Source organism: Rhodococcus sp. KRD197 (assembly GCF_017168235.1).
Classification (GTDB): Bacteria; Actinomycetota; Actinomycetes; order Mycobacteriales; family Mycobacteriaceae; genus Rhodococcoides.
Genome location: NZ_JABFAO010000004.1, coordinates 361,208 through 386,804 on the forward strand (window position 1 = coordinate 361,208; position 25,597 = coordinate 386,804).

Annotated in this window: 28 protein-coding genes; 23 read left to right on the forward strand and 5 right to left on the reverse strand. The window is 64.5% G+C overall.

From position 1 onward, the window contains the following. Window positions 1-53: 53 nt before the first annotated feature. The 5 genes from J1M86_RS07940 to J1M86_RS07960 all read left to right on the forward strand — a co-directional run bounded on the left by J1M86_RS07940 (window position 54) and on the right by J1M86_RS07960 (window position 5,821). Window positions 54-2,630: a bifunctional FO biosynthesis protein CofGH gene (locus tag J1M86_RS07940; protein WP_206509987.1), complete on the forward strand. Its 2,577-nt coding sequence runs from the start codon at window positions 54-56 to the stop codon at window positions 2,628-2,630. Next, window positions 2,630-3,382, forward strand: a complete 753-nt coding sequence (locus tag J1M86_RS07945; protein WP_241259725.1) for a hypothetical protein — start codon at window positions 2,630-2,632, stop codon at window positions 3,380-3,382. The genes J1M86_RS07940 and J1M86_RS07945 overlap by 1 nt, the downstream gene beginning before the upstream one ends. Before the next feature lie 110 nt (window positions 3,383-3,492). Next, window positions 3,493-3,816, forward strand: coding sequence for a ferredoxin (gene fdxA, locus J1M86_RS07950; protein ID WP_075840339.1), 324 nt, complete (start codon window positions 3,493-3,495; stop codon window positions 3,814-3,816). A gap of 16 nt (window positions 3,817-3,832) precedes the next feature. After that, window positions 3,833-4,936, forward strand: coding sequence for a succinyldiaminopimelate transaminase (dapC, locus tag J1M86_RS07955; protein ID WP_206509445.1), 1,104 nt, complete (start codon window positions 3,833-3,835; stop codon window positions 4,934-4,936). A 267-nt stretch (window positions 4,937-5,203) separates the two neighbouring features. Then, window positions 5,204-5,821 (forward strand): LysE family translocator, encoded by a 618-nt coding sequence (locus J1M86_RS07960; RefSeq protein WP_206509446.1) that lies wholly within the window; start codon window positions 5,204-5,206, stop codon window positions 5,819-5,821. Between the two features lie 9 nt (window positions 5,822-5,830). Here the strand turns inward: J1M86_RS07960 and J1M86_RS07965 are convergent, their stop codons facing one another. Further along, window positions 5,831-6,244, reverse strand: a complete 414-nt coding sequence (locus J1M86_RS07965) for a hypothetical protein (RefSeq protein WP_206509447.1) — start codon at window positions 6,242-6,244, stop codon at window positions 5,831-5,833. A 17-nt stretch (window positions 6,245-6,261) separates the two neighbouring features. Between J1M86_RS07965 and J1M86_RS07970 the strand changes: the two genes are divergently transcribed. Continuing rightward, the gene (locus J1M86_RS07970) at window positions 6,262-7,662 is read left to right on the forward strand and encodes an acyl-CoA synthetase (RefSeq protein ID WP_187346815.1); all 1,401 of its coding nucleotides are present in this window, start codon (window positions 6,262-6,264) and stop codon (window positions 7,660-7,662) included. Between the two features lie 2 nt (window positions 7,663-7,664). Here the strand turns inward: J1M86_RS07970 and J1M86_RS07975 are convergent, their stop codons facing one another. Further along, window positions 7,665-8,255, reverse strand: coding sequence for a CHAP domain-containing protein (locus J1M86_RS07975; protein WP_206509448.1), 591 nt, complete (start codon window positions 8,253-8,255; stop codon window positions 7,665-7,667). 276 nt (window positions 8,256-8,531) lie between these two features. Between J1M86_RS07975 and J1M86_RS07980 the strand changes: the two genes are divergently transcribed. From J1M86_RS07980 to J1M86_RS07995, 4 genes are all read left to right on the forward strand, one after another. Continuing rightward, a complete protein-coding gene (locus J1M86_RS07980; protein ID WP_206509449.1) occupies window positions 8,532-9,962 on the forward strand; it encodes a DUF222 domain-containing protein in 1,431 nt (476 codons plus the stop codon). A 103-nt stretch (window positions 9,963-10,065) separates the two neighbouring features. After that, the gene (locus J1M86_RS07985; RefSeq protein WP_206509450.1) at window positions 10,066-11,145 is read left to right on the forward strand and encodes a MerR family transcriptional regulator; all 1,080 of its coding nucleotides are present in this window, start codon (window positions 10,066-10,068) and stop codon (window positions 11,143-11,145) included. Between the two features lie 24 nt (window positions 11,146-11,169). After that, window positions 11,170-11,592 carry a DUF1810 domain-containing protein gene (locus J1M86_RS07990; RefSeq protein ID WP_206509451.1) on the forward strand — a complete coding sequence of 141 codons (423 nt, stop codon included), beginning with the start codon at window positions 11,170-11,172 and terminating at the stop codon, window positions 11,590-11,592. A gap of 9 nt (window positions 11,593-11,601) precedes the next feature. Next, on the forward strand, window positions 11,602-12,039 hold the full coding sequence (locus J1M86_RS07995; RefSeq protein WP_075839661.1) for a 6,7-dimethyl-8-ribityllumazine synthase: 438 nt from the start codon (window positions 11,602-11,604) through the stop codon (window positions 12,037-12,039). 13 nt (window positions 12,040-12,052) lie between these two features. On the opposite strand, the gene dapD is transcribed toward J1M86_RS07995, so the two are convergent. Then, window positions 12,053-13,006 carry a 2,3,4,5-tetrahydropyridine-2,6-dicarboxylate N-succinyltransferase gene (dapD, locus tag J1M86_RS08000; protein ID WP_206509452.1) on the reverse strand — a complete coding sequence of 318 codons (954 nt, stop codon included), beginning with the start codon at window positions 13,004-13,006 and terminating at the stop codon, window positions 12,053-12,055. A gap of 34 nt (window positions 13,007-13,040) precedes the next feature. Between dapD and dapE the strand changes: the two genes are divergently transcribed. From dapE to J1M86_RS08050, 10 genes are all read left to right on the forward strand, one after another. Continuing rightward, the gene (gene dapE, locus J1M86_RS08005; protein ID WP_307786568.1) at window positions 13,041-14,138 is read left to right on the forward strand and encodes a succinyl-diaminopimelate desuccinylase; all 1,098 of its coding nucleotides are present in this window, start codon (window positions 13,041-13,043) and stop codon (window positions 14,136-14,138) included. A gap of 9 nt (window positions 14,139-14,147) precedes the next feature. Continuing rightward, a complete protein-coding gene (locus tag J1M86_RS08010; protein WP_206509453.1) occupies window positions 14,148-14,909 on the forward strand; it encodes a TIGR00730 family Rossman fold protein in 762 nt (253 codons plus the stop codon). Then, window positions 14,906-15,457: a TIGR00730 family Rossman fold protein gene (locus J1M86_RS08015; RefSeq protein ID WP_206509454.1), complete on the forward strand. Its 552-nt coding sequence runs from the start codon at window positions 14,906-14,908 to the stop codon at window positions 15,455-15,457. The genes J1M86_RS08010 and J1M86_RS08015 overlap by 4 nt, the downstream gene beginning before the upstream one ends. A gap of 35 nt (window positions 15,458-15,492) precedes the next feature. Continuing rightward, window positions 15,493-17,268 carry a long-chain-acyl-CoA synthetase gene (locus tag J1M86_RS08020; protein ID WP_206509455.1) on the forward strand — a complete coding sequence of 592 codons (1,776 nt, stop codon included), beginning with the start codon at window positions 15,493-15,495 and terminating at the stop codon, window positions 17,266-17,268. A 20-nt stretch (window positions 17,269-17,288) separates the two neighbouring features. Then, window positions 17,289-18,149, forward strand: coding sequence for a dihydropteroate synthase (gene folP, locus J1M86_RS08025; protein WP_206509456.1), 861 nt, complete (start codon window positions 17,289-17,291; stop codon window positions 18,147-18,149). Continuing rightward, complete coding sequence (locus J1M86_RS08030; protein WP_206509457.1) at window positions 18,146-19,078, forward strand: glucosyl-3-phosphoglycerate synthase; 933 nt, start codon at window positions 18,146-18,148, stop codon at window positions 19,076-19,078. The genes folP and J1M86_RS08030 overlap by 4 nt, the downstream gene beginning before the upstream one ends. Before the next feature lie 29 nt (window positions 19,079-19,107). After that, complete coding sequence (locus J1M86_RS08035; RefSeq protein ID WP_075839657.1) at window positions 19,108-19,455, forward strand: DivIVA domain-containing protein; 348 nt, start codon at window positions 19,108-19,110, stop codon at window positions 19,453-19,455. 3 nt (window positions 19,456-19,458) lie between these two features. Further along, the gene (locus tag J1M86_RS08040) at window positions 19,459-20,067 is read left to right on the forward strand and encodes a DNA-3-methyladenine glycosylase I (protein ID WP_206509458.1); all 609 of its coding nucleotides are present in this window, start codon (window positions 19,459-19,461) and stop codon (window positions 20,065-20,067) included. 97 nt (window positions 20,068-20,164) lie between these two features. Continuing rightward, a complete protein-coding gene (locus tag J1M86_RS08045) occupies window positions 20,165-20,332 on the forward strand; it encodes a DUF3117 domain-containing protein (protein ID WP_068369835.1) in 168 nt (55 codons plus the stop codon). An 84-nt stretch (window positions 20,333-20,416) separates the two neighbouring features. Next, complete coding sequence (locus tag J1M86_RS08050) at window positions 20,417-21,238, forward strand: putative RNA methyltransferase (protein ID WP_206509459.1); 822 nt, start codon at window positions 20,417-20,419, stop codon at window positions 21,236-21,238. Here the strand turns inward: J1M86_RS08050 and glgA are convergent. Beyond that, the gene (gene glgA, locus J1M86_RS08055; protein ID WP_206509990.1) at window positions 21,223-22,410 is read right to left on the reverse strand and encodes a glycogen synthase; all 1,188 of its coding nucleotides are present in this window, start codon (window positions 22,408-22,410) and stop codon (window positions 21,223-21,225) included. The two genes, J1M86_RS08050 and glgA, sit on opposite strands and share 16 nt — an antisense overlap. A 76-nt stretch (window positions 22,411-22,486) precedes the next feature. Between glgA and glgC the strand changes: the two genes are divergently transcribed. Continuing rightward, window positions 22,487-23,701, forward strand: coding sequence for a glucose-1-phosphate adenylyltransferase (gene glgC / locus J1M86_RS08060; protein ID WP_206509460.1), 1,215 nt, complete (start codon window positions 22,487-22,489; stop codon window positions 23,699-23,701). A 5-nt stretch (window positions 23,702-23,706) separates the two neighbouring features. Here the strand turns inward: glgC and J1M86_RS08065 are convergent, their stop codons facing one another. Further along, complete coding sequence (locus J1M86_RS08065; protein WP_206509461.1) at window positions 23,707-24,339, reverse strand: O-methyltransferase; 633 nt, start codon at window positions 24,337-24,339, stop codon at window positions 23,707-23,709. A 203-nt stretch (window positions 24,340-24,542) separates the two neighbouring features. Here J1M86_RS08065 and sigE point away from each other — a divergent pair, with 203 nt between their 5' ends. Both sigE and J1M86_RS08075 read left to right on the forward strand, forming a co-directional pair. Then, entirely contained in the window at window positions 24,543-25,241 is a 699-nt protein-coding gene (gene sigE / locus J1M86_RS08070; protein WP_206509991.1) for an RNA polymerase sigma factor SigE, read from the forward strand. A gap of 16 nt (window positions 25,242-25,257) precedes the next feature. Continuing rightward, on the forward strand, window positions 25,258-25,593 hold the full coding sequence (locus J1M86_RS08075; RefSeq protein ID WP_230556639.1) for a hypothetical protein: 336 nt from the start codon (window positions 25,258-25,260) through the stop codon (window positions 25,591-25,593). Window positions 25,594-25,597: the final 4 nt, after the last annotated feature.

Genomic DNA, 25,597 nt, shown 5'->3' on the forward strand with positions numbered 1-25,597 from the left:
ACCCCCTCCGGTGGCACGCCCGAGTGTCGGAGGAGCATGATCGACTGGTGACCATGCTGCCCGATCCCGCATCTGTAACTGCACGCGATGAAGAGAAAGCTCCCGCCCCGTCCGCCATGCGTCGCGTTCTGCGCCGCGCCCGTGAAGGTGTCGCTCTCAACGTCGACGAGGCCACCGTGCTGCTGCACGCCAGGGGCGAGGATCTGGTGGATCTGATGGCGTCGGCTTCGCGGGTTCGTGATGCGGGTCTGCTGGAGGCGGGTCGGGACAAGACCGTCAGCTATTCGCGCAAGGTGTTCATCCCGATCACACGCTTGTGCCGGGACAAGTGCCACTACTGCACGTTCGTCACGGTGCCCGGCAAGATTCGCGCTGGCGTCGATTCTGGGGGCCACGGCCTGTTCATGGACCCCGACGAAATCGTCGAGGTGGCCCGCAAGGGCGCCGAACTCGGTTGCAAAGAAGCACTGTTCACTCTCGGTGACAGGCCCGAGGATCGCTGGCCGGAGGCGAAGGAGTGGCTTGATTCGCGCGGGTACGACTCCACGCTCGATTACGTGCGCGCGATGGCGATCAAGGTGCTCGAGGAGACGGGTCTGCTGCCGCACCTGAACCCGGGGGTGATGTCGTGGCAGGAGCTGTCCAGGCTCAAGCCCGTCGCACCGTCGATGGGCATGATGCTCGAGACGACCTCGCGGCGTCTGTTCGAAGAAAAAGGGCAGGCCCACTACGGCAGCCCGGACAAAGACCCCGAGGTCCGGCTACGGACGCTGACCGACGCCGGACGGCTCAGCATCCCGTTCACGACGGGCATTCTCGTCGGCATCGGAGAGACTATCCGCGACCGCGCCGAGTCGATCATGGCTATCCGGAAGGCACACAAAGCTTTCGGGCATGTGCAGGAAATCATCGTGCAGAATTTTCTGGCCAAGAGCGACACTGCGATGCGTGGCACACCTGACGCGGGACTGGAAGAATTTCTCGCCACCATCGCCGTGACCCGTCTCCTGCTCGGACCGGCGATGCGGATTCAGGCGCCGCCGAACCTCGTGGAAGCGGCGGAGACCGCGGCTCTGCTCGGAGCCGGCGTCGACGATTGGGGTGGTGTCTCTCCGCTGACCCCCGACCATGTCAATCCGGAGCGCCCGTGGCCCAACCTCGACACCCTCGCCGAGCTCAGCTCGGCAGCGGGCTACACCCTCGTCGAACGCACAGCGGCGCAACCTCAGTACGTGCTCGCCGGGTCGCCGTGGATCGATCCGCGCATCGCAGCGCACGTGCGAGCGTTGACGGATCCGGAGACGGGGATGGCGCGCGCCGAGGTGACACCGACGGGACTGCCCTGGCAGGAACCCGACGAGGAATGGGTGTCCTCCGGCCGCGTCGATCTGAACACCGAGATCGACACCGACGGCCGAAACACCGAGACCCGTTCGGACTTGGCCAATGCCTTCGGCGACTGGGAGTCCATTCGTGAACAGGTCCGCGATCTTGCCGGCCTCGAGCGCGTCGACCGCGATCTGGTGGCAGCGCTGACAGCTGCCGAGAAAGATCCTGCGGGACTGTCCGACGAGCAATATCTCGCGCTGGCGACAGCCGAGGGGCCCGGTATGGACGCGGTGGCCGCGCTGGCCGACGATCTGCGCAAGCAGGTCAACGGAGACACCGTCACCTACGTGGTGAACCGGAACATCAACTTCACCAACATCTGCTACACGGGCTGCCGCTTCTGTGCGTTCGCGCAGCGCAAAGGCGACGCCGACGCTTTCACCCTCTCTACCGCCGAGGTTGCCGACCGCGCCTGGGAAGCGCACGCCGCGGGCGCGACCGAGGTGTGCATGCAGGGCGGAATCGACCCCGAGTTGCCCGTCACCGGCTACGCCGATCTGGTGCGGGCGGTGAAGGAGCGTGTGCCGTCGATGCACGTGCACGCCTTCAGCCCGATGGAGATCGTCAACGGGGCATCGCGGGGCGGGCAGTCCATCCGCGATTGGCTGACCGAACTGCGGGTCGCGGGGCTCGACACCATCCCGGGAACGGCGGCAGAGATCCTCGACGACGAGGTGCGCTGGGTGTTGACCAAGGGCAAGCTACCCGCAGCCGAATGGATCGAAGTGGTCACCACGGCGCACGAGGTGGGACTGCGCTCGTCGTCGACGATGATGTACGGCCACGTCGACAACCCGTCGCACTGGGTGGGGCACATGAACGTGCTCAAACGAATCCAGGATCGAACGGGTGGGTTCACCGAGTTCGTGCCGCTGCCGTTCGTGCACCAGAGCTCGCCGCTGTATCTCGCCGGTGCCTCGCGTCCCGGCCCGACCAATCGCGACAACCGCGCCGTCCACGCGCTGGCCAGGATCATGCTGCACGGCCGGATCGACAGCATCCAGACGTCATGGGTCAAATTGGGCACCACGGGTACACAGGTGATGTTGAACGGGGGAGCGAACGACCTCGGTGGAACCCTGATGGAGGAGACGATTTCACGCATGGCAGGCAGTCAGAACGGTTCGGAGAAGACCGTGGCCGAATTGCACGACATCGCGGCAGGCATCGGCCGGTCGGCCCGCGAACGCACCACCACCTACGGTCTCGTGGACCGCGTCCCCGCAGTGGGACTTCTCTGATGGCAATGGACGATCGCACCGTCGCCTCTGCCCTCTATCGGGCCGTCGCCATCATCGACCCAGTGCTGGACGTCCTCGCCGCCCGCGACCCCCTGGGCCTGAAAGCACGCACTCACAGAACTGCGACCGCTGACGATTCCGTCGTAGACAAAGTGCTCGGGGCGCTCGCTTCGGCATTGAACGCCACAGATTTTCCGGGTACCGAGGCGTGGGAGAAGCTCGACTCCGACGCCCGTTCCGACTGGTGGGTCGCACGTATCGGCGCGCTCAACACTGTCGCTGTCGCATTCCCCGGCGTGTTCGGAGTACTGATGAACAGGCTGCCGCTGCAGGACCTCCTCGGCTTTGCCAACCAGGCCATGGTGCTGGTCGCAGTCGCGCGAGAGGCCGGCGTCACCGATCGGTCGGCGCATGTGCAACTGTTGGCCTCGGCGCTGTGCGAACGTGAGATCGACCCATCAGCCCCGGATACACCCGAGGCCGAGGAAGAGCCGAAGCCCGAGCGCGGTTGGGGTCCGTTCGCATTACTGCGAGCGATGTGGGACGTTGCTTCAGTGCTCAGAGATGTGTCGAGTGAACTGGCCAAGCGGCCGCACAGCAGGGCAGTGTTCCGCATGATCTCGGCGATCCCGCTGGTCGGTGGAGTCGCCAGCTACTTCGGCGAACGCGGCGCACTGTCTCGGGCTGCGGAGCAGGGACGCCGATGGGTGGCGGACCACGAGACCATTCCGACAGCGCGCCTCAGCAAGTGAGGACACCCTGCACTGGTTGCCTGAAATCTTCGTCGCGATACTAAGATGCTCAGGGCGCTCGAAGGCCAGCGGGACTACGGCATCGACTATGCGAAAGGCAGAGGGCAGCAGTGACCTACACGATTGCAGAACCGTGCGTGGATGTACTGGACAAGGCGTGCATCGAAGAATGCCCGGTGGACTGCATCTACGAGGGTGGTCGAATGCTGTACATCCACCCGGACGAGTGTGTCGACTGTGGCGCGTGTGAGCCGGTCTGCCCCGTCGAGGCAATCTTCTACGAGGACGATGTTCCGGACCAGTGGAACGGATATGTCAGCGCCAACGTCGACTTCTTCGACGATCTCGGTTCACCCGGTGGAGCCGGCAAGCTCGGCAAGGTCGATTACGATCCGCCGTTCATCAAGGCACTGCCTCCCATGGGCGAGTCCTGATGGGTGAGATCTGAGAGTGGCCAGAATTTCGGTCGCGGCCTCTCTGCCCGATTTTCCGTGGGACTCGCTCACGGCCGCCAAGAACACAGCCCAGGCGCACCCTGACGGCATCGTGAATCTTTCGGTCGGCACACCCGTCGACCCGGTTGCCGAGATCATCCGCGACGCACTGGCGTCCGTCTCCGCCGAACCCGGGTACCCGACCACCATCGGTACCGTCGAGTTGCGCACGGCCGCCGTCGACGCGCTCGGGCGTCGCTACGGTGTCACGGGCATCGGTACCGACGCGGTCCTCCCCGCCATCGGGACCAAGGAGATGATCGCCTGGCTGCCGACGCTCCTCGGACTCGGCGCAGGCGATCTCGTCGTCATCCCCGAACTGGCCTACCCGACCTACGAGGTCGGTGCACTGCTCGCGGGTGCACGTATCACCCGGGCCGACGGTCTCAACCGGCTCGGCCCGGAAAACGCCGCGCTGGTGTTCATCAACTCACCGTCCAACCCCAGCGGCAAGGTGCTTCCGATCGAGCACCTGCGCAAGGTCGTTGCATGGGCACGTGAACGGGACGCCGTCGTCGTCTCCGACGAGTGCTACCTCGGACTGACCTGGGACGCCGAAGCCGTCTCGATCCTCGACCCTCGCGTCTGCGACGGAGACCATACGAATCTGCTCGCAGTGCACTCGCTGTCGAAGACCTCGAACCTGGCGAGCTACCGAGCGGGCTTTGTCACCGGAGACCCGTCACTCGTGAAAGACCTCCTCGAGGTACGCAAACACGCAGGGATGATCGTGCCCCTGCCGGTGCAGGCGGCGATGACCGCCGCGCTGAACGACGACGAGCACGAGAAGATGCAGCGCGAGCGTTACCGCGCGCGAAGAATCGAGTTGAAGGCTGCCATCGAGAGAGCCGGATTCACCGTCGAGCACTCCGAGGCCGGGCTGTACCTCTGGGTCACCCGCGGCGAACCGTGCCGCACTACTGTCGACTGGTTCGCCGAGCGTGGCATCCTGACCGCCCCAGGCGAGTTCTACGGCCCATCCGGATCGCAGCACGTCCGTATCGCGTTGACCGCTACCGACGAACGCATCCACGCCGCAGCGGAGCGTTTGGCGCCTTAGTGCAAAAGTTCTCTGCTCGGAATGTGAGATCTCTGCTGCTCAGATATGGGACAGCGTTCGCCATTCAAATCTTGGTGCTCCTCATAATCACAGTTGGACTTCGGATACTCGGCATCAGTGATCCGCCGGGCTGGGCCTTTGCCGCTACCGGTGCATTCGTCTTCTGCCTTGCGTTGGCAGCACAGTCGGAAGATTCGTCTTCGAGGTAGGCGGCCTCGCCGAAATATACAGTTTGCGGTGGCTCGGCCCGGGTGGTTCCATTCCCGCATGTCTCTCGGCCTGCTGCTCAGTTTCGCCGGTGTGTGCTTCCTGCTGGCAATCCTGCCGGGCCCGGATTCGTTCCTCGTGCTTCGCTACAGCATCGGAGGACTCCGTCCCGGGTTGGCGGCGGCGATGGGGGTCGCCATCGGTGGTCTGTTCTGGGCGGCGCTGGTCGCGGTCGGCTTGGCTGCGATCGTCGAGCAATCCGCCACCGCCTACCGCGTCATCAAGATCCTCGGCGGGCTCTACCTGCTGTACCTGGGTGTGCGTGCACTCAGGACCCGGCGCAAGAAGAAGGTCGACGGTGAATCGATCACTCCGGTGGCGGCCTCGGTCCGCTCGGCATTCGGTGCCGGAGTTCTCTCGTGTGCGCTCAATCCGAAGGTCGGGTTGTTCTACCTGGCCGTGGTGCCGCAATTTCTGACCGTCGTGACGTTCGCCGGCGCTATGACACTGGGCATCGTCGAAGTGGTCGTGGCGGCGTTGGTCATGGGTGCGTTCGCCGTGGTCGCGTCGCGGGCCGTCGCACTCCTGCGACGCCCCAAGGTGACCGATTGGCTGGACCGCATCAGCGCGGGAATTCTCGCCGCACTCGGCGTCGGTACGGTCGCGTCGTCGTTCTAGGGATATGCACTAGCCGATGTCCCAGCCGCCACGTCTGATGCGCAGGATGTAGACGAGCTCGGTGCTGCCGAAAGCTTCGACCGTCGTGAAGCGTTTCGGTTCGGCGTTCTCCGAGGGATTGCGGGCATGGGCTTCCTCGTACAGCTGTGACGCACGTAGGTCGGCAAGCTCCACTCGCGTCCAGAAGTCATCGGACTGCACCGAGTACACGAGCCGCGGTGCACCGTCGGAGACGTGTGCGGCATCGGGGTCGTCCTCGTCCTCGTCGATGCCAGCGGTGTCCAGATTGCGCTCGAGTTCTTCTTCGATGTCGTCATCGTGCTCGGCATCCGTCCCGATCAGGTAGACACCAGGCTGAAGATCCCCGGCCGCCACCGTCATGTACTCGGCGTAGTCGCCGGTGTCGATTCCGTCGGCATCCATGTCTGTACGGTAACCATGTGCTGCTTCGTTCCTTGAATCCACTCGCCGTCGCCCGCGGACACGACATCCCCGACGCCGTGACAATCGGGGATATTTCCCTCTCACGCGGCGATATTCTCGGCGCCGCGACATCGGTTGCCGAGCGGATCTCGCAGGCTGAGCGGCTCGCTGTGCTGGCGACCCCGTCGGTCAAGACTGTCCTCGCCGTCGTCGGATGCCTCATCGCGGGTGTGACGGTGGTTCCTGTGCCACCGGATGCCGGCGTGGCCGAGGTCGAGCACATCCTGCGTGATTCGGGCGCGCAAGCCTGGCTGGGTGACGCCCCGGAGAACACCGCGGGTCTGCAGGTGCTACCCGTCCGCCAGCACGCGCGGTCGTGGCACAGTTACCCCGATCCGCATCCGTCGTCCATCGCGTTCGTGCTGTACACCTCGGGCACCACCGGTCCGCCGAAGGGCGTGCTGCTCTCACGGCAGGCAATTGCGGCCGGTCTCGACGCGCTTGCGGAGGCCTGGCAGTGGACGTCGAAAGACACGTTGGTGCACGGCCTTCCGCTCTTCCACGTTCACGGGTTGATCCTCGGCATTCTGGGGCCACTTCGGGTGGGGAGCCCGGTGGTTCACACCGGCAAACCCACGCCGGAACGGTATGCCGCTGCGGCAGGAACGCTGTACTTCGGGGTTCCGACGGTGTGGTCGCGCATTGCTGCCGACGAGGACTCGGCGCGAGCCCTCTCACATGCGCGTCTGCTGGTCTCCGGCAGTGCGCCGCTGCCGGTTGCTGTGTTCGACAGGCTTCGCGAACTCACCGGGCAGGCGCCGATCGAGCGCTACGGCATGAGCGAAACTCTCATCACGATCAGTACCCGCGCCGACGGTGAACGACGGCCAGGCTCCGTCGGAACGCCGGTGGCAGGCGTCGAAACGCGGTTGTGTGGCGAGTCGGGGGAGATCCTGCCGCACGACGGGGAAACGATCGGGGCACTTCAGGTCAGGGGACCCATGTTGTTCGACGGGTACCTCAACAACCCAGAGGCGACGTCGAAGTCCTTCACCGAGGACGGTTGGTTCGACACCGGAGATGTCGCCCTGATCGAGCCCGACGGCTTTCACCGCATCGTCGGACGGGCATCGACCGATCTCATCAAGACCGGTGGATATCGCGTCGGCGCGGGCGAGATCGAGGCAGTGCTGCTGGCGCATCCCAGTGTCGACGAGGTCGCTGTGGTCGGCCTACCGGACGAGGACCTCGGTCAGCGAATAGTTGCCTTCGTCGTCGGGTCCGGTGTCGAGGAGCGAGTGCTGATCGACCTGGTGGCCTCGGAGTTGTCGATGCACAAGCGGCCGCGAGAAGTACGTGTGGTGGACTCCCTACCTCGCAATGCCATGGGCAAAGTGCAGAAGAAGCAGCTGGGCTGAAATCAGGCCAAGGTCCCGAAACCGACTATCGCGGAATCGGACTGGACGTCCACGGTGTGTACGCGGATCTTGCCGAACTCGTTGCCGCCCACTGTCGTCGCGGTGTCACCGTCGACCGCAACGATGATATTGGTGTGTTGGCCGGTCCAGCTGCTGTTGTCGTACAGAACAACGTCTCCGACGCTCGGTTCGTAGCCGGTCGGTTCGAATCTCTCTTGTTGCTGGTAGAACTCGGTGAGCGTGTACACGCCGGGGATGCGCCAGCTTCCGGAGTTCGGATTGCTCAGCGGCTGGCCGGCCTCGCGCATGATCCAGCTGACGAAATTGGCGCACCACGCTTGCTCGACGCCCTCGGAATAGAAGGTGCCCGGCCGTTGCCGCTCGTGCTCGAGGCGAAGCAGATCGACGACCGTTGCTTGCTCTGCGGTCAAGGTCGAGGTGTCCACCTCGGGGAATGCGGCGGTGTCCCACGGGAAATATCGACTCGGAGCGATCCACAGGACCGCGCCGACGATCACGACCACCACCGCAAGAACTCCCGCGATGAGGCGGCCGGTTCGCCGCCGCGGACGGGCGGGGGAGTCGATGCTCATGCCTCGAATGTACCGGCTGGTTCGGTGGGTGCCGTGCCGCAGGAAAAGAACTGGCCGCAGTACGTCTGAACTGGCGTCTGACCGCAGATGGTTCGGATTGCGGCGCATCCATCCGGCCTGAATGGGATTTGTCGTCTCCGAACACTAACCAGGCAACGGACTTCTCGGCTGTGCGCAGCCCGAACCGGCGTCAGGTTTCTGTCGGTGGGGTGCTCTACCATTCTCGGTAATCGAACAAACGTTCGAGCATGTGCCGAGATCGGGGTGAACCATCGAGTGAGCATCGACAACGACCTACTCCGCGACCTCGACTTCGAACCCGACCCAATTGCGGGGTTGCTCAGCGACACCGTCGCCGCCCACCGCGCCGCCAACGCCGCCCTCGCCGCATCCATCACCGCCGCCGCACACTTCTACGACACCCGCATCAACGACATCGACCCCAGCACCATCCCCGCCCGCCTCGACGTCGAACGCATCACCCACACCTCCGCCATCGCCGAGATCGCAGCCGCCACCACCCGTCCCGCCGGCACCGTGGAAACACACCTGAACATCTGGTGGGGAAGCAGGCCTGTCTACCGCGAGATGTTCACCGCCGGCACCATCAGCCTCGAGGTTCTACGCACTATCCGAGACCACACTCTGGGCGCACCCGCCACCGTCATCGCCGCCCTCGAACCCGACATCATCACCGCCACACGCCACTTCACCCCCACCCGGCTCGGCAAAGAAATCGACGCCATGATCACCGCCCTCGACCCCGAGTTCGACACCCGCGCCCGCCGACGCGCCGCCTCCACCACCAAAAAAGTGCGCGTCAGTCACCTCCCACGAGGAATGGCCCGCATGTCAGCGGTCCTCGGCGCCCACGACGCCGCCGAACTCACCGCCCTCCTCGACACCGAATGCACCCGCGTCTGCGGCCTCGACCCCCGCCCACTCGACACCCGACGCGCCGACGCCTTCACCGCCCTCCTCCGCGGCGGACACCTCACCTGCCTCTGCACACACCCTCACTGCGAGGCCCAACACCCCTACACAGACACAGACACAGACGAGAACACCGGCGAGCAGAACAGCGACGACACACCCAGCAACCCGGCCAGAGACAGCAACGACCCAGGCGGAGGCAGTGCCCCGGACGAAAGCAGTGGCCCGGACGAAGGCAGTGGCTCGGGCGAAGGCAGAGGTTCCGGTGGTGAGTCCGGGTCGGGCTCCAGGTCTGGGGCAGGGCACTGCCCATGCGGGCGAGCACTACCGCCGCAGCCCACTTCCTCGGTACCGGACTCCACCCGTCACCCCTACGGAGCCACCGTCACCGCCAGCCGCCCCCTCATCCACATCACCGCCGACCTCGAAACAATCCTCGGCCTGCACAACCGCAACGCCTACCTCCACGGTTACGGACCCCTCGACCCCACCACCCTGCGCACCCTCGCCCGAGACGCCACCTGGCAAATCATCTTCACCACCAGCCGCCGATACCTCGACACCCTCACCGATCTCACCGACCCCGACCCACCACCGAACCCATCGACCCCACCACCGTCAGGATCGACCGCCCACACACCGCAATGCACCTGCACCTGCGGCACCCCACCACGCCCCCACACGGACCATCGCCGCCAACCTCGCCCCCTACTGCCGCACCCACCACAATCTCAAAACCAGCAAACTCTGGACCACCGAAAAACTCCCCTATGACGTCATCCACACCACCGACCCACACGGCAACCACTACTTCGACCCACCCGAACTATGAGCGCGCACTTGACCTTCGGGCCACACGAACCTCGATGATGAAGAGGTGATTGCAACAGAGCGTGCCACGCCAGAATTGATGACGATCGGTGCATTTGCGCGAGCAACAGGTCTGACACCCGGCGCACTGCGGTTCTATTCGGACGGGTCGATATTGGTGCCGGAGAGTACGGACCGATCTTCCGGCTACCGCTACTACTCGAAGGACCAGATCGAGCGAGCCGTGACCATCCGGCGTCTTCGAGAAATCGGCATGTCCCTCGACAAGATCGCAGCTGTCTTGGCCGGTGACCGAACGGCTATCGACCAACACGTCGACAACCTGAAAGCCGATGCTCAGCGGGCTCGAAGCACCGCCGCCGAACTGGATGCATCCCTCCACCCCGAGAAAGGCCCCACCATGATCACCATCAACGGACCCGTTTTCGCCACAGCGGTGGACCAGATACTGACCGCGACCGCGCACCACCGCGACCACCCGATCCTCACTGGGGTCAATCTCGAACTATCTACCGCAACCATCACATTGACCGCGACCGACCGCTTCCGGTTGTCGACGCGAACACTGTCGGTCGAAGCTGATGCTCGATCGACATGGGATGCCGTCGTCGACGGTGATGACCTGCGCACGATTCTTCCGATGGTTCGGCGGCATCACCGGCTGCAACTGTCCGTCGGCGAGGCAGGGGTGACATTCGTCCCGGAGAGCGAGGCGGCGCAGCGCTGCCGTGTCCTTGCCGACTCGTTTCCCGACTACCGTGCCATGCTCGACGGGTTGCCGCCCGTCGTCACCCGGGTGGTCATCTCACGCAACTCGCTGATCCGAGCGCTGGAGGATCATCAGCACGAGTTCTGCACTGTCACAGTCGAGGCAGGCCGGGTGACGGTAGCCGCGGTGTCCGAATCTGCCGGAGCCGAACTCGCCGCGACCGTGACCGGTCCGGATGTGGAGCTGTCTTTCGCGATGACCACGCTCTATCCGGCGCTTGCCTCCGCGGTCGGGCCGGAAGTGATGATCGACATCAGCGCTGCGCATATGCCTGTCGTGATCAGATCCGCCGATGACGGCGATCTCACGACGCTTGCCATGCCTGTGGATCGCGAGGCCATCGGTGTCGAGGAGTAATCGATACACCAGGACAATGGCGGAATGAGCGAATACGACCTGCAGAGGTTTATCGACGCACAGGACCCCGTGTGGCCCACAGTTCGCGGCGAGTTGAAGGCCGGACGCAAGCAGACACACTGGATGTGGTTCGTGTTCCCTCAGCTCGCCGGTCTCGGTCTCAGTCCGACCGCGCAGCACTTCGCGATTGCCGACCTCGGCGAGGCGAAACTGTATCTATCGCACGAGGTTCTGGGACCACGATTGCTGCAAGCGTCGTCTCTGGTGGCAAAGATCGAAGGCAGGAAAGTGGGCGAGATATTCGGGTATCCAGACGACCTGAAGTTGCACTCGTCGATGACTTTGTTCGCCGAAGCCGATCCGCAGAGTGCCGTCTTCGGATCGGTGTTGAAGAAATACTTCGGCGGACGTCCGGACGAAAGAACTCTCGATCTTCTCGGCGACTAGCATCAGGGCATGACGAACGAGATGCTCGGAACTGTGGCCTTCATCCAGGCGACGTGGCACAGCGAGTTGGTCGACCGTGCGCGGCAGGGTTTCGTGTCCGAGTTCGGCTCCGATGTGGACACGTACGAGGTGCCGGGCGCATTCGAAATCCCGTTGCACGCGCAACGACTCGCGCGGACCGGCCGGTACTCGGCGATCGTCGCGGCGGCGCTCGTCGTAGACGGTGGCATCTACCGCCACGAGTTCGTCGAGACCGCCGTCATCGACGGGTTGATGCGCGTGCAACTGGACACCGATGTGCCGGTGTTCTCGGTCGTGCTCACCCCGCACCACTTCCATGAGCACGCCGATCACAACGAGTTCTTCGCCAATCATCTTCAGAAGAAGGGTGCCGAGGCGGCGCGTGCGGTGACGCAGACTCTGGAGTCCCTGAAGAAGATCGGCTGACCGAACGGCCGGGTCAGTCGTTCGCGTGCAATGCGGCGTTGAGTTCGACGCCGGTTCCCTTCCACGGCACTACCTCGACGGTGCCCGATACGGAGTTGCGACGGAACAGCAGATTGCTCTTGCCGCTGAGCGTGGCAGCTTTGACGACGGTGCCGTCGGGTCCGGTTACCTTGGTGCCCGCGGTGATGTAGAGGCCGGCCTCGAGGACGCAGTCGTCTCCGAGCGAGATGCCGAGGCCCGAGTTGGCGCCGAGCAGGCAACTCTTGCCGACGGAGATGACGTTCTTGCCGCCGCCGGAGAGCGTGCCCATGATTGATGCGCCGCCGCCCACATCGGAGCCGTCGCCGACGACGACGCCTGCCGAGATGCGACCTTCGACCATCGAGTTCCCGAGCGTGCCGGCGTTGAAGTTGACGAAGCCCTCGTGCATGACGGTGGTGCCGCTCGCGAGATGCGCGCCGAGGCGGACACGGTCGGCGTCGGCGACACGTACACCCGATGGGGCGACGTAATCGACCATCCGGGGGAACTTGTCGATGCTGTAGACGGTCACCTGTCCGCGGGCCCGCAGGCGTGCGCGTACCTTTTCGAACCCGTCCACTGCGGCTGGTCCGAAGTTTGTCCACACGACGTTGGCGAGGAAGCCGAACTGGCCGTCCAGATTGACTCCATGCGGCGCAACCAGGCGGTGCGAGAGAAGGTGCAGGCGCAGGTAGACGTCGTGGGCGTCGAGCGGCTTGTCCTCCACGGAGGCGATCGTGGTGCGTACTGCGACGACCTCGACACCGCGGGCGGCGTCGGCGCCGACCAGGTCCGCGAACTCGTCGGGAATGTCGCTGCCCTCGAGGCGCGTGGTGCCGGCCTCGTCGAACTCCCCGAGCTCCGGGCTCGGGAACCAGGTGTCGAGGACGACTCCGTCGGTGGTGATGTTGGCAATTCCGATTGCAGATGCTCCCTGTGCGCTCACAGATATCGAGGATACGGGGCATTACTCTGTTCGGGTGACCTCGTACCCCCCGCTGGATCTGCACGCCGACCCGATCGACCTGACTGCGGCGTTGGTCGATATTCCGAGCGTGTCGCAGGATGAGTCCGTCATCGCCGATGCCGTCGAGGCCGCACTGCGCGAGCAGACCACGGGATTCGAGATCGTCCGCAACGGTAACGCCGTCCTGGCTCGCACGAATCGAGGGTTGCGCAGTCGGGTGATCCTGGCCGGGCACCTCGATACCGTTCCGATCGCCGACAACGTGCCGAGTCGTCGTGAACTCGAGAGCGCCGAGGGTGATGTCATCCACGGGTGCGGCACCGTCGACATGAAGTCGGGAGATGCGGTGTTTTTGCATCTGGCCGCGACAATCGCCGAGCCGGCGCACGATGTGACGTTGGTGTTCTACGACTGCGAGGAAATCGAAGCGACGAAGAACGGGCTCGGTCGGATCGAACGTGAGCTGCCGCAATGGTTGCAGGCGGACGTCGCGATTCTGGGGGAGCCCACCGGGGGATTCATCGAGGCTGGGTGTCAGGGCACCTTGCGAGTGCGGTTGACGGCAGGCGGTACGCGGGCGCACAGTGCGCGGTCGTGGTTGGGCGATAACGCTATTCACAAGTTCGGTGCTGTGCTGAACCGCCTTGCGGGCTATCAGGCCAGGGACGTCGATATCGACGGCTGCGTCTATCGCGAGGGGCTCCAGGCCGTGCGGATCGCAGGTGGCGTTGCAGGCAATGTTGTTCCCGATGTAGCCGAGCTGGACGTCAACTTCCGTTTCGCGCCGGATCGGAGCGTCGAGCAGGCTCTCGACCATGTGCGCGAGGTCGTCGACGGTCTCGGTCTGGGCTTCGAAATCACCGACGCATCGGCCGGTGCGCTACCGGGACTTCATGCCCCTGCGGCAGCGGCGCTGATCGACGCCGCAGGCGGCAATGTCCGCGCCAAGTACGGATGGACCGATGTCTCCCGTTTCTCGGCGCTCGGAATTCCTGCGGTGAACTATGGCCCCGGTGATCCGAACCTCGCCCACAAGCGGGACGAGCGGGTGCCTACGGCGCAGATCACCGACGTCACCCGCGTCCTTCGGGGCTATCTCACCGCCGGATAGCCTGTGCGCATGGACCAGCAGAACGCAGACGCGCTTAGCAACTCCGAGCGGCGAAAAGGTCCGGTGGTTCTGCGTCGAGGACGCAATACCGAGACTTCGACTTCGGATCAGCGACTACTCGATCGGCGTGGCCCAGGAAACTGGATCCACAGCGATCCGTGGCGCGTCATGCGTATCCAAAGTGAGTTCGTCGAGGGGTTCGGCGCTCTGGCCGAGGTCCCCAAGGCGGTTACCGTATTCGGTTCGGCTCGCACGCCGCAGGACCACGTGGAATACGAGCGGGCACGCAACCTGGGGGCGGCCCTTGCGGAGGCCGGTTTCGCGGTCATCACCGGTGGCGGTCCAGGTGTCATGGAGGGTGCCAATCGTGGAGCGTGCGACGCGGGCGGCTATTCCATCGGCCTCGGCATCGAGCTGCCGTTCGAGCAGGGGCTCAACGAGTGGGTCGACCTGGGCATCGACTTCCGGTATTTCTTCGTCCGCAAGACGATGTTCGTGAAGTATGCGCAGGCATTCGTCTGCCTGCCGGGGGGATTCGGCACCCTGGACGAGTTGTTCGAGGCACTCACGTTGGTGCAGACCGGCAAGGTGACGCGTTTTCCCATCGTTCTTCTGGGCACCGATTACTGGTCCGGTCTCATCGAGTGGATCAAGAACACCCTCGTGACCGAGGGCAAGGTATCGCACAAAGATCTCGAGTTGATCCATTGCACCGACAGCGTCGACGAGGCCGTCCGCATCGTTGTGGAAACGACGGGGGAAATTCTGTGAGTTGGAGTGTCTGTGTCTATTGCGCGTCCGGGCCGGTGGACGAGCAGTTCATCGAGCTGGCCCGTGAACTCGGCACTGCGGTCGCGGGCCGTGGTTGGCAGTTGGTGTCCGGCGGCGGCAACGTGTCGATGATGGGCGCCGTCGCCGAGTCGGCCCGCGCCGCGGGCGGCCGGACCGTCGGGGTCATTCCGAAGGCGCTCGTGCATCGGGAGGTCGCCGACGTCGACGCCGACGAGTTGATCGTCACCGACACCATGCGTGAGCGAAAGAGAATCATGGAGGACCGCGCCGACGCGTTCATCACGTTGCCGGGCGGTATCGGCACCCTGGAAGAGCTGTTCGAGACGTGGACGGCGGGGTATCTGGGGATGCACGCCAAACCTGTGGTTCTGCTCGATCCGGTGCACCATTTCGATGGTTTGTTGAACTGGGTCGACGGTCTCGCCTCGACCGGTTTCGTCCAGCAGAGAGCGCTCGACACCCTGGTCAGGGTGGACAGCGTGGAAGCGGCGCTCGACGCCTGTTCGCCCCAGGTTACTCTGGAGTAGGGTAACTAATCTCACATCGCACATAAGGGGAGCTCATGGCTGTCGATGCCCGTCAGAAAATTGGAGTGGCCGATCTCGCGGTCGCGTTGCCGAAAATGGTGACGGAGTTGCCGAGTCTGCTGAAGGGTCTTGCTGGTTTCACTCGCAAACCCGATCACAAGGCCTCGATCGGTCAGGTGTTCCAGGACGCGGCAGCAAAGAACGGTAGCCATCCCTTCGTACGTTTCGAAGGCGTATCGACCTCGTACGCCGATGCCAATGCACTGGTCAACCAGTATGCGAACGTGTTCACCGAACGCGGTGTCCAGCGCGGCGACGTCGTCGGTGTGCTCAGCAAGAATCGTCCGGAGGCGTTGTTCGCTGCCCTGGCCGCGGTGAAGTTGGGCGCGGTCGCCGGAATGCTCAACTACAACCAGCGTGGCGACGTCCTCGAGCACAGCCTCGGCATCCTCGATGCCAAGGTTCTGGTGCTCGACGAGAACGCGCGTGAGGCGCTGGATTCGCTCGACTCGGAGCCGAAGGTCGGGTCGGTGTTGCCGATGAAGGAGCTGGCCGAGCTGGCGAGCAAGGCCGACACCGCCAATCCGTCCGTGACCGCCGAGATCCAGGCCAAGGAGAAGGCGTTCTACATCTTCACCTCGGGCACCACCGGCATGCCCAAGGCCAGCTTGATGAGCCACTTCCGCTGGCTCAAGTCGATGTCCGGCCTGGGTAACATGGGCGTTCGCCTGCGCAGTGACGACGTCATCTACTGCTGCCTACCGCTCTATCACAACAACGCCCTGACGGTGACGCTGTCGTCCGTGCTCGCAGGCGGTGCCACCATGGCCATCGGCAAGCAGTTCTCGGTCAGCAGGTTCTGGGACGACATCGCGATCAACAAGGCAACCGCCTTCACCTACATCGGTGAGCTGTGCCGCTACCTGCTGACGCAGCCGGAGAAGCCCACCGATCGCGACAACACGGTCAAGCTCGTGGTCGGCAACGGACTTCGTCCAGAGATCTGGGAAGAGTTCACCGAGCGCTTCGGTATCTCTCGGGTCGCGGAGTTCTACGGCGCCAGCGAGTGCAACATCGCGTTCGTCAACGCGCTCAACGTGAAGAAGACCGCGGGCGTGTGCCCGCTGCCGTACGCAGTCGTCGAGTACGACGACGAAAGCGGCAAGGCCAAGCGTGGCTCCGACGGCAAGCTGTCGAAGGTCGCCACCGGCGAGGTCGGTCTGCTGCTGTCCAAGGTCACCGCCCGTGCACCGTTCGACGGGTACTCCGACGACGAGGCCACGGAGAAGAAGCTCGTCCGTGACGGCTTCAAGTCCGGCGATGCCTGGTTCGATACCGGCGACCTCGTCCTCAAGCAGGGCTGGCTGCACGTCGCATTCGTCGACCGACTCGGCGACACCTTCCGATGGAAGGGTGAGAACGTCGCGACCACCCAGGTGGAAGGCGCGCTCGGCGGACACGGTTCCGTCGACGGCGCCGTCGTCTACGGAGTCGACATCGAGGGCACCGACGGCAAGGCCGGTATGGCCGCGGTGACGCTCCGCGACGGCCATACCTTCGACGGCCAGGCACTCGCCGAACATCTGTACGACAAGCTGCCGACCTACGCGGTCCCGCTGTTCGTCCGCATCGTCGAAAGCCTCGAGCAGACCTCGACGTTCAAGAAGCAGAAAGTCGAACTGCGCAAACTCGGATACAGCGACGACTCGAACAGCGAGCTCTATGTGTTGCGCGGCAAGTCCCATGGTTACGACAAGGCCTACGAGGGATTCGTCGACGAGGTGGCCGCAGGTAAGGCACCACGTCACTGACAGCGTGTAACCATGAATGTATGAGCACCCTCTGCGGTAAGCCGGTGGCCGGCGACCGTGCCCTCGTCATGGCGATCGTCAACCGCACTCCCGACTCGTTCTACGACGGGGGTGTGAACTTCACCGACGACGCCGCAATGGCGACGGTTCATCGGGCGGTCGCAGAGGGTGCCGACATGGTCGACATCGGGGGAGTCAAAGCGGGACCGGGTGTGCTCGTCGACGCGGCGGAGGAGATCCGCCGCGTCGTTCCGTTCGTGGAGGCGATCAGAGTTGCCTACCCGGACCTGCTCATCAGCGTGGACACCTGGCGCAGCGAAGTCGCTCGCCTCGCGGTCGGGGTGGGCGCCGATCTGATCAACGACACCTGGGCCGGCGCCGATCCCGATCTCGTCGGTGTCGCGGCCGAGGAAGGCGTCGGAATCGTCTGTTCGCACACCGGTGGCGCAACGCCCAGGACTCGGCCGCATCGAGTTCGGTACACCGATGTCGTCGCCGATGTAGTGGCGGAAGTGACCGCGGCGGCCGAGAAAGCAGTCGCAGCCGGCGTCCGTACGGACTCGATTCTCATCGATCCGACTCACGATTTCGGCAAAAACACCTATCACGGGCTCGAGTTGTTGCGTCGCGTGGACGTTCTTGTAAACACCGGGTGGCCAGTGCTCATGGCGCTGAGCAACAAGGACTTTATCGGGGAGACTCTAGGGGTGGAACTGGCCGACCGGTTGGAGGGAACATTGGCAGCGACAGCATTGGCCGCAGCAGGCGGCGCCCGAATGTTCCGGGTGCACGAGGTGGCGTCGACCAGAAGAGTCGTGGACATGGTGGCGGCGATACAGGGGACGAGGTTGCCGAGGCGAACCACAAGGGGGCTCGCATGACACTCGCCGACCGAACATCAGTGATGCAATCCTGGGCGGATTCGAATCGTTGGGACGAACCGTCGTGGTCGCTCGCGGAACTCGAAGCCGCAAAAGCCGGCCGCACCGTCTCTGTGGTTCTGCCCGCGCTCAACGAAGAAGAAACCGTCGCGGCCGTGGTGGACACCATCCACCCCCTGTTGGGCGGACTCGTGGACGAGCTCATCGTGCTCGATTCCGGATCCACCGACGCCACTGCCGAGCGGGCGACGGCCGCCGGCGCACGCGTCATCAGCCGGGAGGAAGCGATCCCGGGTCTCGATCCGGTGGCAGGCAAGGGCGAGGTGCTGTGGCGCGCCGTCGCGGCCTCGACGGGCGATCTCATCGCCTTCGTCGATTCGGATCTGATCAATCCCGATCCGGCGTTCGTGCCGAAGCTGCTCGGGCCTCTGCTGATGGGTGACGGCATCCATCTGGTGAAGGGCTATTACCGTCGCCCGCTGCGGACAAGTGGTAGCGAGGACGCCAACGGCGGAGGGCGTGTCACCGAGCTGGTCGCGCGTCCCATGCTCGCGGCGATGCGACCGGAGTTGACGGGCGTCATCCAGCCGCTCGGAGGGGAGTACGCGGGTACACGAGAGCTCTTGTCCGCAGTTCCTTTCGCGCCGGGATACGGCGTGGAGATCGGGCTGTTGCTCGACACCTACGACCGGCTCGGGCTCAGCGCTATCGGCCAGGTGAATCTGGGCGTGCGCAAGCATCGCAATCGCCCGCTCGTCGAGCTGGGGGCGATGAGCCGTCAGATCGTCGGGACCATGCTCAATCGTTGCGGGATGGTCGACTCGGGCGCCGGGTTGACGCAGTTCCGGGTCGACGGCGACTCGTTCGTCTCGTTCTCGACGGAGGTCTCACTCACCGACCGCCCCGCGATAGACAGCTTGCGTATGTGACGGGCAGGGCTGCGTGAGATCATCGTGCCATGCTGACGCTTCTGCTGTACGTCATCATCATCGCGGTCATCGCAGCCCTGCTCTTCTTCGTGGCAAGTGCTGTGTTCGGACGCGGTGAAGAATTGGCGCCGCTCCCGGACGGCACGACGGCGACGGTACTGCCCGCCGAGGGCGTGACCGGAGACGACGTGAAAATGCTTCGCTTCCAGCAGAGTCTGCGTGGTTACAACCAGAGCGAGGTCGATTGGGCGCTCGACCGACTGGGTGCCGAAATCGACCTGCTCCGATCACGGCTCGCGGCCGTGGACGGCCCGGGCAATTTCGAGGAACTGGGCGCGCACGGCAAGCACGGCCGCGCCGAGGAAAGCGACGACTGAGCAGTGACAGCTGTTGCGGGCCCGGATGGCAGGCCCCGCTGCCCGTGGGGTGCCGTCCCGGACGATCTCTACCGCGAGTACCACGACACCGAATGGGGACGGCCCGTCCACGGCAGAGACGCCCTCTACGAGCGGCTGAGTCTCGAGGCGTTTCAATCGGGGCTCTCGTGGATCACGATTCTCCGTAAGCGGGAGGACTTTCGGGCGGCGTTCGCCGGGTTCGACCCCGAGAAAGTGGCCCGGTTCGGTGAAGCCGATATCGAGCGCCTCATGAACGACGCCTCGATCGTGCGCAACAGGGCGAAAATCGAAGCCGCGGTCGGGAACGCTCGCGTCATCGTAGAACTGGATGAACCGGGCCTCGACGCCCTGCTCTGGTCTTTCGCCCCCACGCCCCGTGTGCGCAGGCTGCATGAGACCGCCGAGGTCCCCGCAATTACCGCGGAATCGACGGCGATGGCGAGAGAGCTCAGGCGTCGGGGGCTGCGCTTCGTCGGGCCCACCACGGCCTACGCGTTGATGCAGGCCACCGGAATGGTCGACGATCACCTGTCGGGTTGTCTCGTCGAGCCTACGAATACCGACTCCAGTTCCCGGTATGAGCGGCGATAGGGAAGAATAGACGGGAGAACATTTCTCGCCGCGGGCGAGAGCATCAAATTTTGCCGACGCGCTCGAGCTGGTGGCGCAGATCTGGAGGGAGCAGAGGATGGCGGCGATGAAGCCCCGGACCGGTGACGGTCCCCTCGAAGCAACCAAAGAAGGACGAGGGATCGTCATGAGAGTACCGCTCGAAGGCGGTGGGCGCCTCGTCGTCGAACTCACCCCTGACGAGGCGGCTGCCCTCGGTGAAGAGTTGAAGGGCGTCACCGGTTAACTGCTTGTTATTCGACGCCGAGCCCCGCTTGCCGAACCGGCAGGCGGGGCTTTGTGATGTGGACAGTCGTGATGTGGTGAGTCGATGCTCTCCGATGTGATGGATCTGCTGGCTTGCCCGCACTGCGGCGCCGATCTGGACACCGAGGACGGCGCCGTGCTGTGCGACCGGGGCCATACCTTCGACGTGGCGAGGCAGGGTTACGTCAGCTTGTTGCCGGGCAGCGCGGGAAAGATCACCGGGGATTCTGCTGAGATGCTGGCCGCGCGGGTTCGTTTCCTCGACGGGCACCATTTCGATCCGATTGTCGACGCGGTGGTTGCGGCAGTGGGGAAGTGCGGGAGCATTCTCGAGGTCGGCGCCGGAACCGGTCACTATCTCGCCGCTGTCCTCGAGCACACCGGTGGGCGCGGGATCGGCGTCGACGTGTCCAAGGCTGCGGCCAGACGGATCGCCCGCGCGCATCCACGGGTCGGTGCGGTCGTCGCCGATGTCTGGCACGGGCTGCCGGTGCGGTCGGGTGTGCTGGACACAGTCACGTGTGTGTTCTCCCCACGCAATGCGGCCGAGCTGCACCGCGTTCTCGCGCCCCGCGGCACACTCGTCGTCGTGACTCCCACCGAACGTCACCAACGGGAGCTGATCGGCCCGCTCGGACTCATCGGCGTCGACGAGGACAAGGCTCGGCGGCTCGGCGATACGCTGTCCGGCCGATTCGAATCGGTTACCAAGAGCGTGCTCGAGTTTCCGATGTTGCTCACGCACGCCGACGCCCGGAACCTCGTCGAGATGGGGCCGTCGGCGCGGCACACCACCGACGCCGCGAGAGACACCGCCATCGGAGATCTGCCGGACCGCGTCGAGGTCACCGCGTCGGTGACAGTCGGGATCTACCGCGCGGTGTGACCGCGGGCGGCGAGCGCAGCCCGGTAGACCTCCATGGTCTGGTGTGCGATGGCCGTCCACGAGAATTCGGCGACGGCCCGCGCCCTGCCGGCCGTGCCCATCGCGCTCGCGGTGTCCGGGTCGAGGGCGACCTCGTTGACCGTGTCCGCGAGGGCACGTTCGAAAACCTGTGGCTCGTACGAGTTGTAGTGCACGAGCCGGCCCGTCACACCGTCGACGACCACCTCGGGAATTCCGCCGACATCGGATGCGACCACGGCGGTGTCGGTGGCCATGGCCTCGAGGTTGACGATCCCGAGCGGTTCGTACACCGACGGGCATACGAACACTCGTGCTGCCGACAGAATCTCGCGAACCTTTTCGGTAGGCAGCATGTCTCGAACCCAGAACACACCGGAACGTTGCCGAGCCAGTTCGGCGACCGCGCGCTCCGTTTCCGCAGCGATCTCCGGTGTGTCCGGCGCGCCCGCGCAGAGGACCAGCTGAATCGACGGATCGAAGTGATGGGCCGCCGCGATCAGGTGGCCCACGCCCTTCTGCCTGGTGATGCGTCCGACGAACGCGACCATCGGTCTGCTCGGATCGACGCCGATCTCTGCCAGCGCGGAATCCGACGGATCGGCCGCAGGGCCGGGGTGCCATTTCGCGGTGTCGATTCCGTTGCGCACCACGTGAACTCGACTTGGATCGAGGCGCGGATATGCGTCCAGGACATCCTTCGCCATGCCTTCGCTCACTGCGATGACGGCGTCTGCGTATTCGACGGCGTTTTTCTCCGACCATGACGAGATGCGGTATCCGCCGCCCAGTTGCTCGGCTTTCCACGGCCGCCGGGGCTCGAGCGAGTGCGCCGTGAGAATGTGCGGGACGCCGTACAGCTCGGCCGCGAGATGCCCGGCAAGGCCGGTGTACCAAGTGTGCGAGTGCACGACATCGGCCCCGGCTGCAGCAGCAGCCATCCGCAACTCCGCGGAGAGCGTCGTCAACGCGGGGTTCGCGCCCGCCAAGGCTGGATCCGGGTCATGGACCTGCGCCGTATCCCTGGGAGCGCCCATGCAATGGATGTCCACCTCGCACAGCGCATTCAATTGGGCTGCAAGTTCAGTGACGTGCACACCCGCCCCGCCGTAGACCTCAGGCGGATATTCCCTCGTCATCATTGCCACGCGCACAGCTGTCAACCTACATTCCTTCGCCGAAGCGCGTGTACTGCTAGCAAGGTTCATCCGGTGCGGATAGGTTGGGCACGTGAGGACACAACCGCACGTACTCGGAATCGTGCTTGCCGGGGGTGAAGGTAAACGCCTTTATCCTATGACCGCGGACCGAGCCAAGCCGGCCGTCCCGTTCGGCGGCGCCTACCGACTCATCGACTTCGTTCTGAGCAACCTCGTCAACGCCGGCTATCTCCGGATCTGCGTGCTGACCCAGTACAAATCGCATTCGTTGGACCGACACATCTCGCAGACCTGGCGCCTGTCCGGTTTCGCGGGGGAGTACATCACTCCGGTGCCGGCTCAACAGCGACTCGGTCCGCGCTGGTACACGGGAAGCGCCGACGCAATCTTCCAGTCACTCAACCTCGTCTACGACGAAGACCCCGAGTACATCGTGGTCTTCGGAGCCGACCACGTGTATCGGATGGATCCGGAGCAGATGGTGCAGCAGCACATCGATTCCGGCGCCGGTGTCACCGTGGCAGGTATCCGGGTGCCGCGGAGCGAGGCATTCGCGTTCGGCTGCATCGACAGCGACGCGAACGGCAAGATCACCCAGTTTCTGGAGAAGCCCGCACAGCCGCCGGGCACCCCGGACGACCCCAACGTCACCTTCGCGTCGATGGGCAACTACGTGTTCACGACGAAGGTTCTGCTCGACGCCATCAAGGCAGATGCAGAGAACTCGGACTCCGATCACGACATGGGCGGCGACATCATTCCCGCGCTCGTCGAGGCGGGTGTCGCGTCGGTGTACGACTTCAACGACAATGTGGTGCCCGGTGCCACCGAACGCGATCGCGGTTACTGGCGTGACGTGGGCACCATCGACGCGTTCTACGACGCGCACATGGATCTCGTATCGGTGCACCCGATCTTCAACCTCTACAACCGTCGGTGGCCGATCCGTGGTGCGGCCGAGAATCTACCGCCCGCGAAGTTCGTTCAGGGCGGACTCGCCCAGGAATCGGTCGTCGGTGCCGGGTGCATTCTGTCGGGCGCGACGGTGCGCAATTCGGTGCTTTCGTCGAATGTGATCATCGACAGCGGCGCCACCGTCGAGGGCAGTGTCCTGATGCCGGGCGTCAAGATCGGTAAGGGTGCCGTCGTGCGACGGGCGATCCTCGACAAGAACGTCGTCGTCGGTGACGGCGAGATCGTCGGCGTCGATCTCGAGCGCGACAAGGAACGATTCAACGTCTCTGCCGGAGGCGTTGTGTCCGTGGGTAAGGGCGTCTGGATCTGACCGCGCTACGTTCGCGAGCCGCAGATCAGGCCGTCTCCGAGTGGAAGCAGAACCGTCGTGAGGCGCTCGTCCTCGGCGATCGCGCGGGCGGCCGCACGCACGGCCACGGTGGTGGCGTCGCGCTGAGCAGCATCGGGTACACGGCCACCGAGTAGGGCGTTGTGCAGCACGAGAACCCCGCCGGGCCGGAGGAGTCGGACGCTCTCCTGGACGAAATGCACGTGGTCGACAGGGCTCGCATCGATGAACACCAGGTCGTAGGTATCGTCGGCGAGCCGGGGGAGTACGTCGAGCGCCCAGCCGTTGATCAACCGCGTCCGGGACGGCGGTACGCCGCCGGCTCGGAAAGCTTCCTTCGCGGCGCGTTGGTGCTCCGGTTCGGTATCGATGGTGGTCAGCACGCCGTCATCACGCATGCCGTCGAGTAGCCACAGGCCACTGATTCCGGCGCCGGTACCGATTTCGACGACGGTTTTCGCACCCAGCATCTGGGTGAAGATGCTCAGAATCGCCCCGACGGATGGTGGCACGGGCGCTGCTCCGAGATCCTCCGCGCGTTCTCGGGCCGAAACGAGCACCTCGTCCTCCTGGACGGAGTCTTCGGCGTAGGAGAGCAGTTTCTCGGCGTTTGTCGGCACGGAACGAGGTTATCGCGGCCCTCTTGCACATTCTCAGCAGCACCTCAGGTTATTCATACTTCCGCCACACGCGGGTGCGAGAGGCTTCAGGGGATCGCTTGATCGACGAGCAACACGACGGGAACATCTCGGGCGGTGCCTGGTGTTGAACAGGACAGCTTCGAGCGGCACCAGTCCGTGTTCCTGAGCAGGAGGATCCGACCATCTACAAGTTCAACGCCGATCGTGCTGCGAATACGGGTCTCCCCGTTGTCGCGGGTCACGACGCCGTTCTCACACCTACATCGGCCCCGGCAGGAGAGGCCCCGGCAGGAGAGGCCCCGGTAGAAGATCTGAGCGGCACCGCGGTATTCGACGCCACGGGCGAGGAGTCGTCCATGCCGTCCTGGGATGAACTCGTCCGCGAACACGGCGACCGCGTCTACCGCCTCGCGTACCGGCTTTCCGGCAACGCTCAGGACGCCGAAGACCTCACGCAGGACACATTCATCCGTGTCTTCCGGTCGCTGTCGAATTACCAGCCAGGGACGTTCGAAGGCTGGCTGCATCGCATCACGACCAATCTCTTTCTCGACATGGTGCGCCGCCGCAATCGCATCCGCATGGAAGCGCTTCCCGAGGACTACGATCGCGTCCCGTCCGAGACGCCCGATCCCGAGCAGATCTACCACGACGCCCGACTCGACCCCGATCTTCAGTCCGCCCTCGACTCGCTGGCGCCGGAGTTTCGCGCCGCGATCGTGCTCTGTGACATAGAAGGTCTGTCGTACGAGGAAATCGGTGCAACACTGGGAGTCAAGCTCGGAACGGTGCGTAGTCGCATTCACCGGGGCCGCGCGGCGCTACGCGAGTACCTTCGAGCAAGCGGGAAGGTCGATTCGGGTTACGCACGTGCACAGTAGCTACCAGGAGGGTTGGATGACGCAGGCGCCTGAGCCACGGCGATTCAACTCGACGGAGCATCTCGCGAGCGAAGCCGTCGCCGCCTTCGCCGACGGCGAACTGCGGATGGCTGCCTACCTGCGCGCCGCTCGGCACATCGCCGAGTGCCCGGAATGCGCCGCTGAGGTGGACGCCCAGCAGCAGGCGCGTAATGCGCTCAAAGAGTCCGGCGAGGTGTCGATGCCGCACTCGCTTCTCGGACTCCTCAGTCAGATTCCCCTGTGCGAACCCGCTGAGTCGAAGCACGACGTCGAACGCCGACGCCGCGTGATCATGACCTCTGTCGTCAGCCTTCGCAGACGCCGCCGCTGAGCGG

Bases quoted from the DNA above. Each gene is read 5' to 3' on its own strand.
- J1M86_RS08010 (WP_206509453.1), top strand. From the start codon at position 14,148: ATGGACCAGCAGAACGCAGACGCGCTTAGCAACTCCGAGCGGCGAAAA.
- J1M86_RS08030 (WP_206509457.1), top strand. From the start codon at position 18,146: ATGACACTCGCCGACCGAACATCAGTGATGCAATCCTGGGCGGATTCG.
- J1M86_RS07975 (WP_206509448.1), bottom strand. From the start codon at position 8,255: ATGAGCATCGACTCCCCCGCCCGTCCGCGGCGGCGAACCGGCCGCCTC.
- J1M86_RS07995 (WP_075839661.1), top strand. From the start codon at position 11,602: ATGACGAACGAGATGCTCGGAACTGTGGCCTTCATCCAGGCGACGTGG.
- J1M86_RS08020 (WP_206509455.1), top strand. From the start codon at position 15,493: ATGGCTGTCGATGCCCGTCAGAAAATTGGAGTGGCCGATCTCGCGGTC.
- J1M86_RS07960 (WP_206509446.1), top strand. From the start codon at position 5,204: ATGTCTCTCGGCCTGCTGCTCAGTTTCGCCGGTGTGTGCTTCCTGCTG.
- J1M86_RS07990 (WP_206509451.1), top strand. From the start codon at position 11,170: ATGAGCGAATACGACCTGCAGAGGTTTATCGACGCACAGGACCCCGTG.
- J1M86_RS07965 (WP_206509447.1), bottom strand. From the start codon at position 6,244: ATGGATGCCGACGGAATCGACACCGGCGACTACGCCGAGTACATGACG.
- folP (WP_206509456.1), top strand. From the start codon at position 17,289: ATGAGCACCCTCTGCGGTAAGCCGGTGGCCGGCGACCGTGCCCTCGTC.
- J1M86_RS08075 (WP_230556639.1), top strand. From the start codon at position 25,258: ATGACGCAGGCGCCTGAGCCACGGCGATTCAACTCGACGGAGCATCTC.
- J1M86_RS08045 (WP_068369835.1), top strand. From the start codon at position 20,165: ATGGCGGCGATGAAGCCCCGGACCGGTGACGGTCCCCTCGAAGCAACC.
- J1M86_RS08035 (WP_075839657.1), top strand. From the start codon at position 19,108: ATGCTGACGCTTCTGCTGTACGTCATCATCATCGCGGTCATCGCAGCC.
- J1M86_RS08050 (WP_206509459.1), top strand. From the start codon at position 20,417: ATGCTCTCCGATGTGATGGATCTGCTGGCTTGCCCGCACTGCGGCGCC.
- J1M86_RS07945 (WP_241259725.1), top strand. From the start codon at position 2,630: ATGGCAATGGACGATCGCACCGTCGCCTCTGCCCTCTATCGGGCCGTC.
- J1M86_RS07940 (WP_206509987.1), top strand. From the start codon at position 54: ATGCTGCCCGATCCCGCATCTGTAACTGCACGCGATGAAGAGAAAGCT.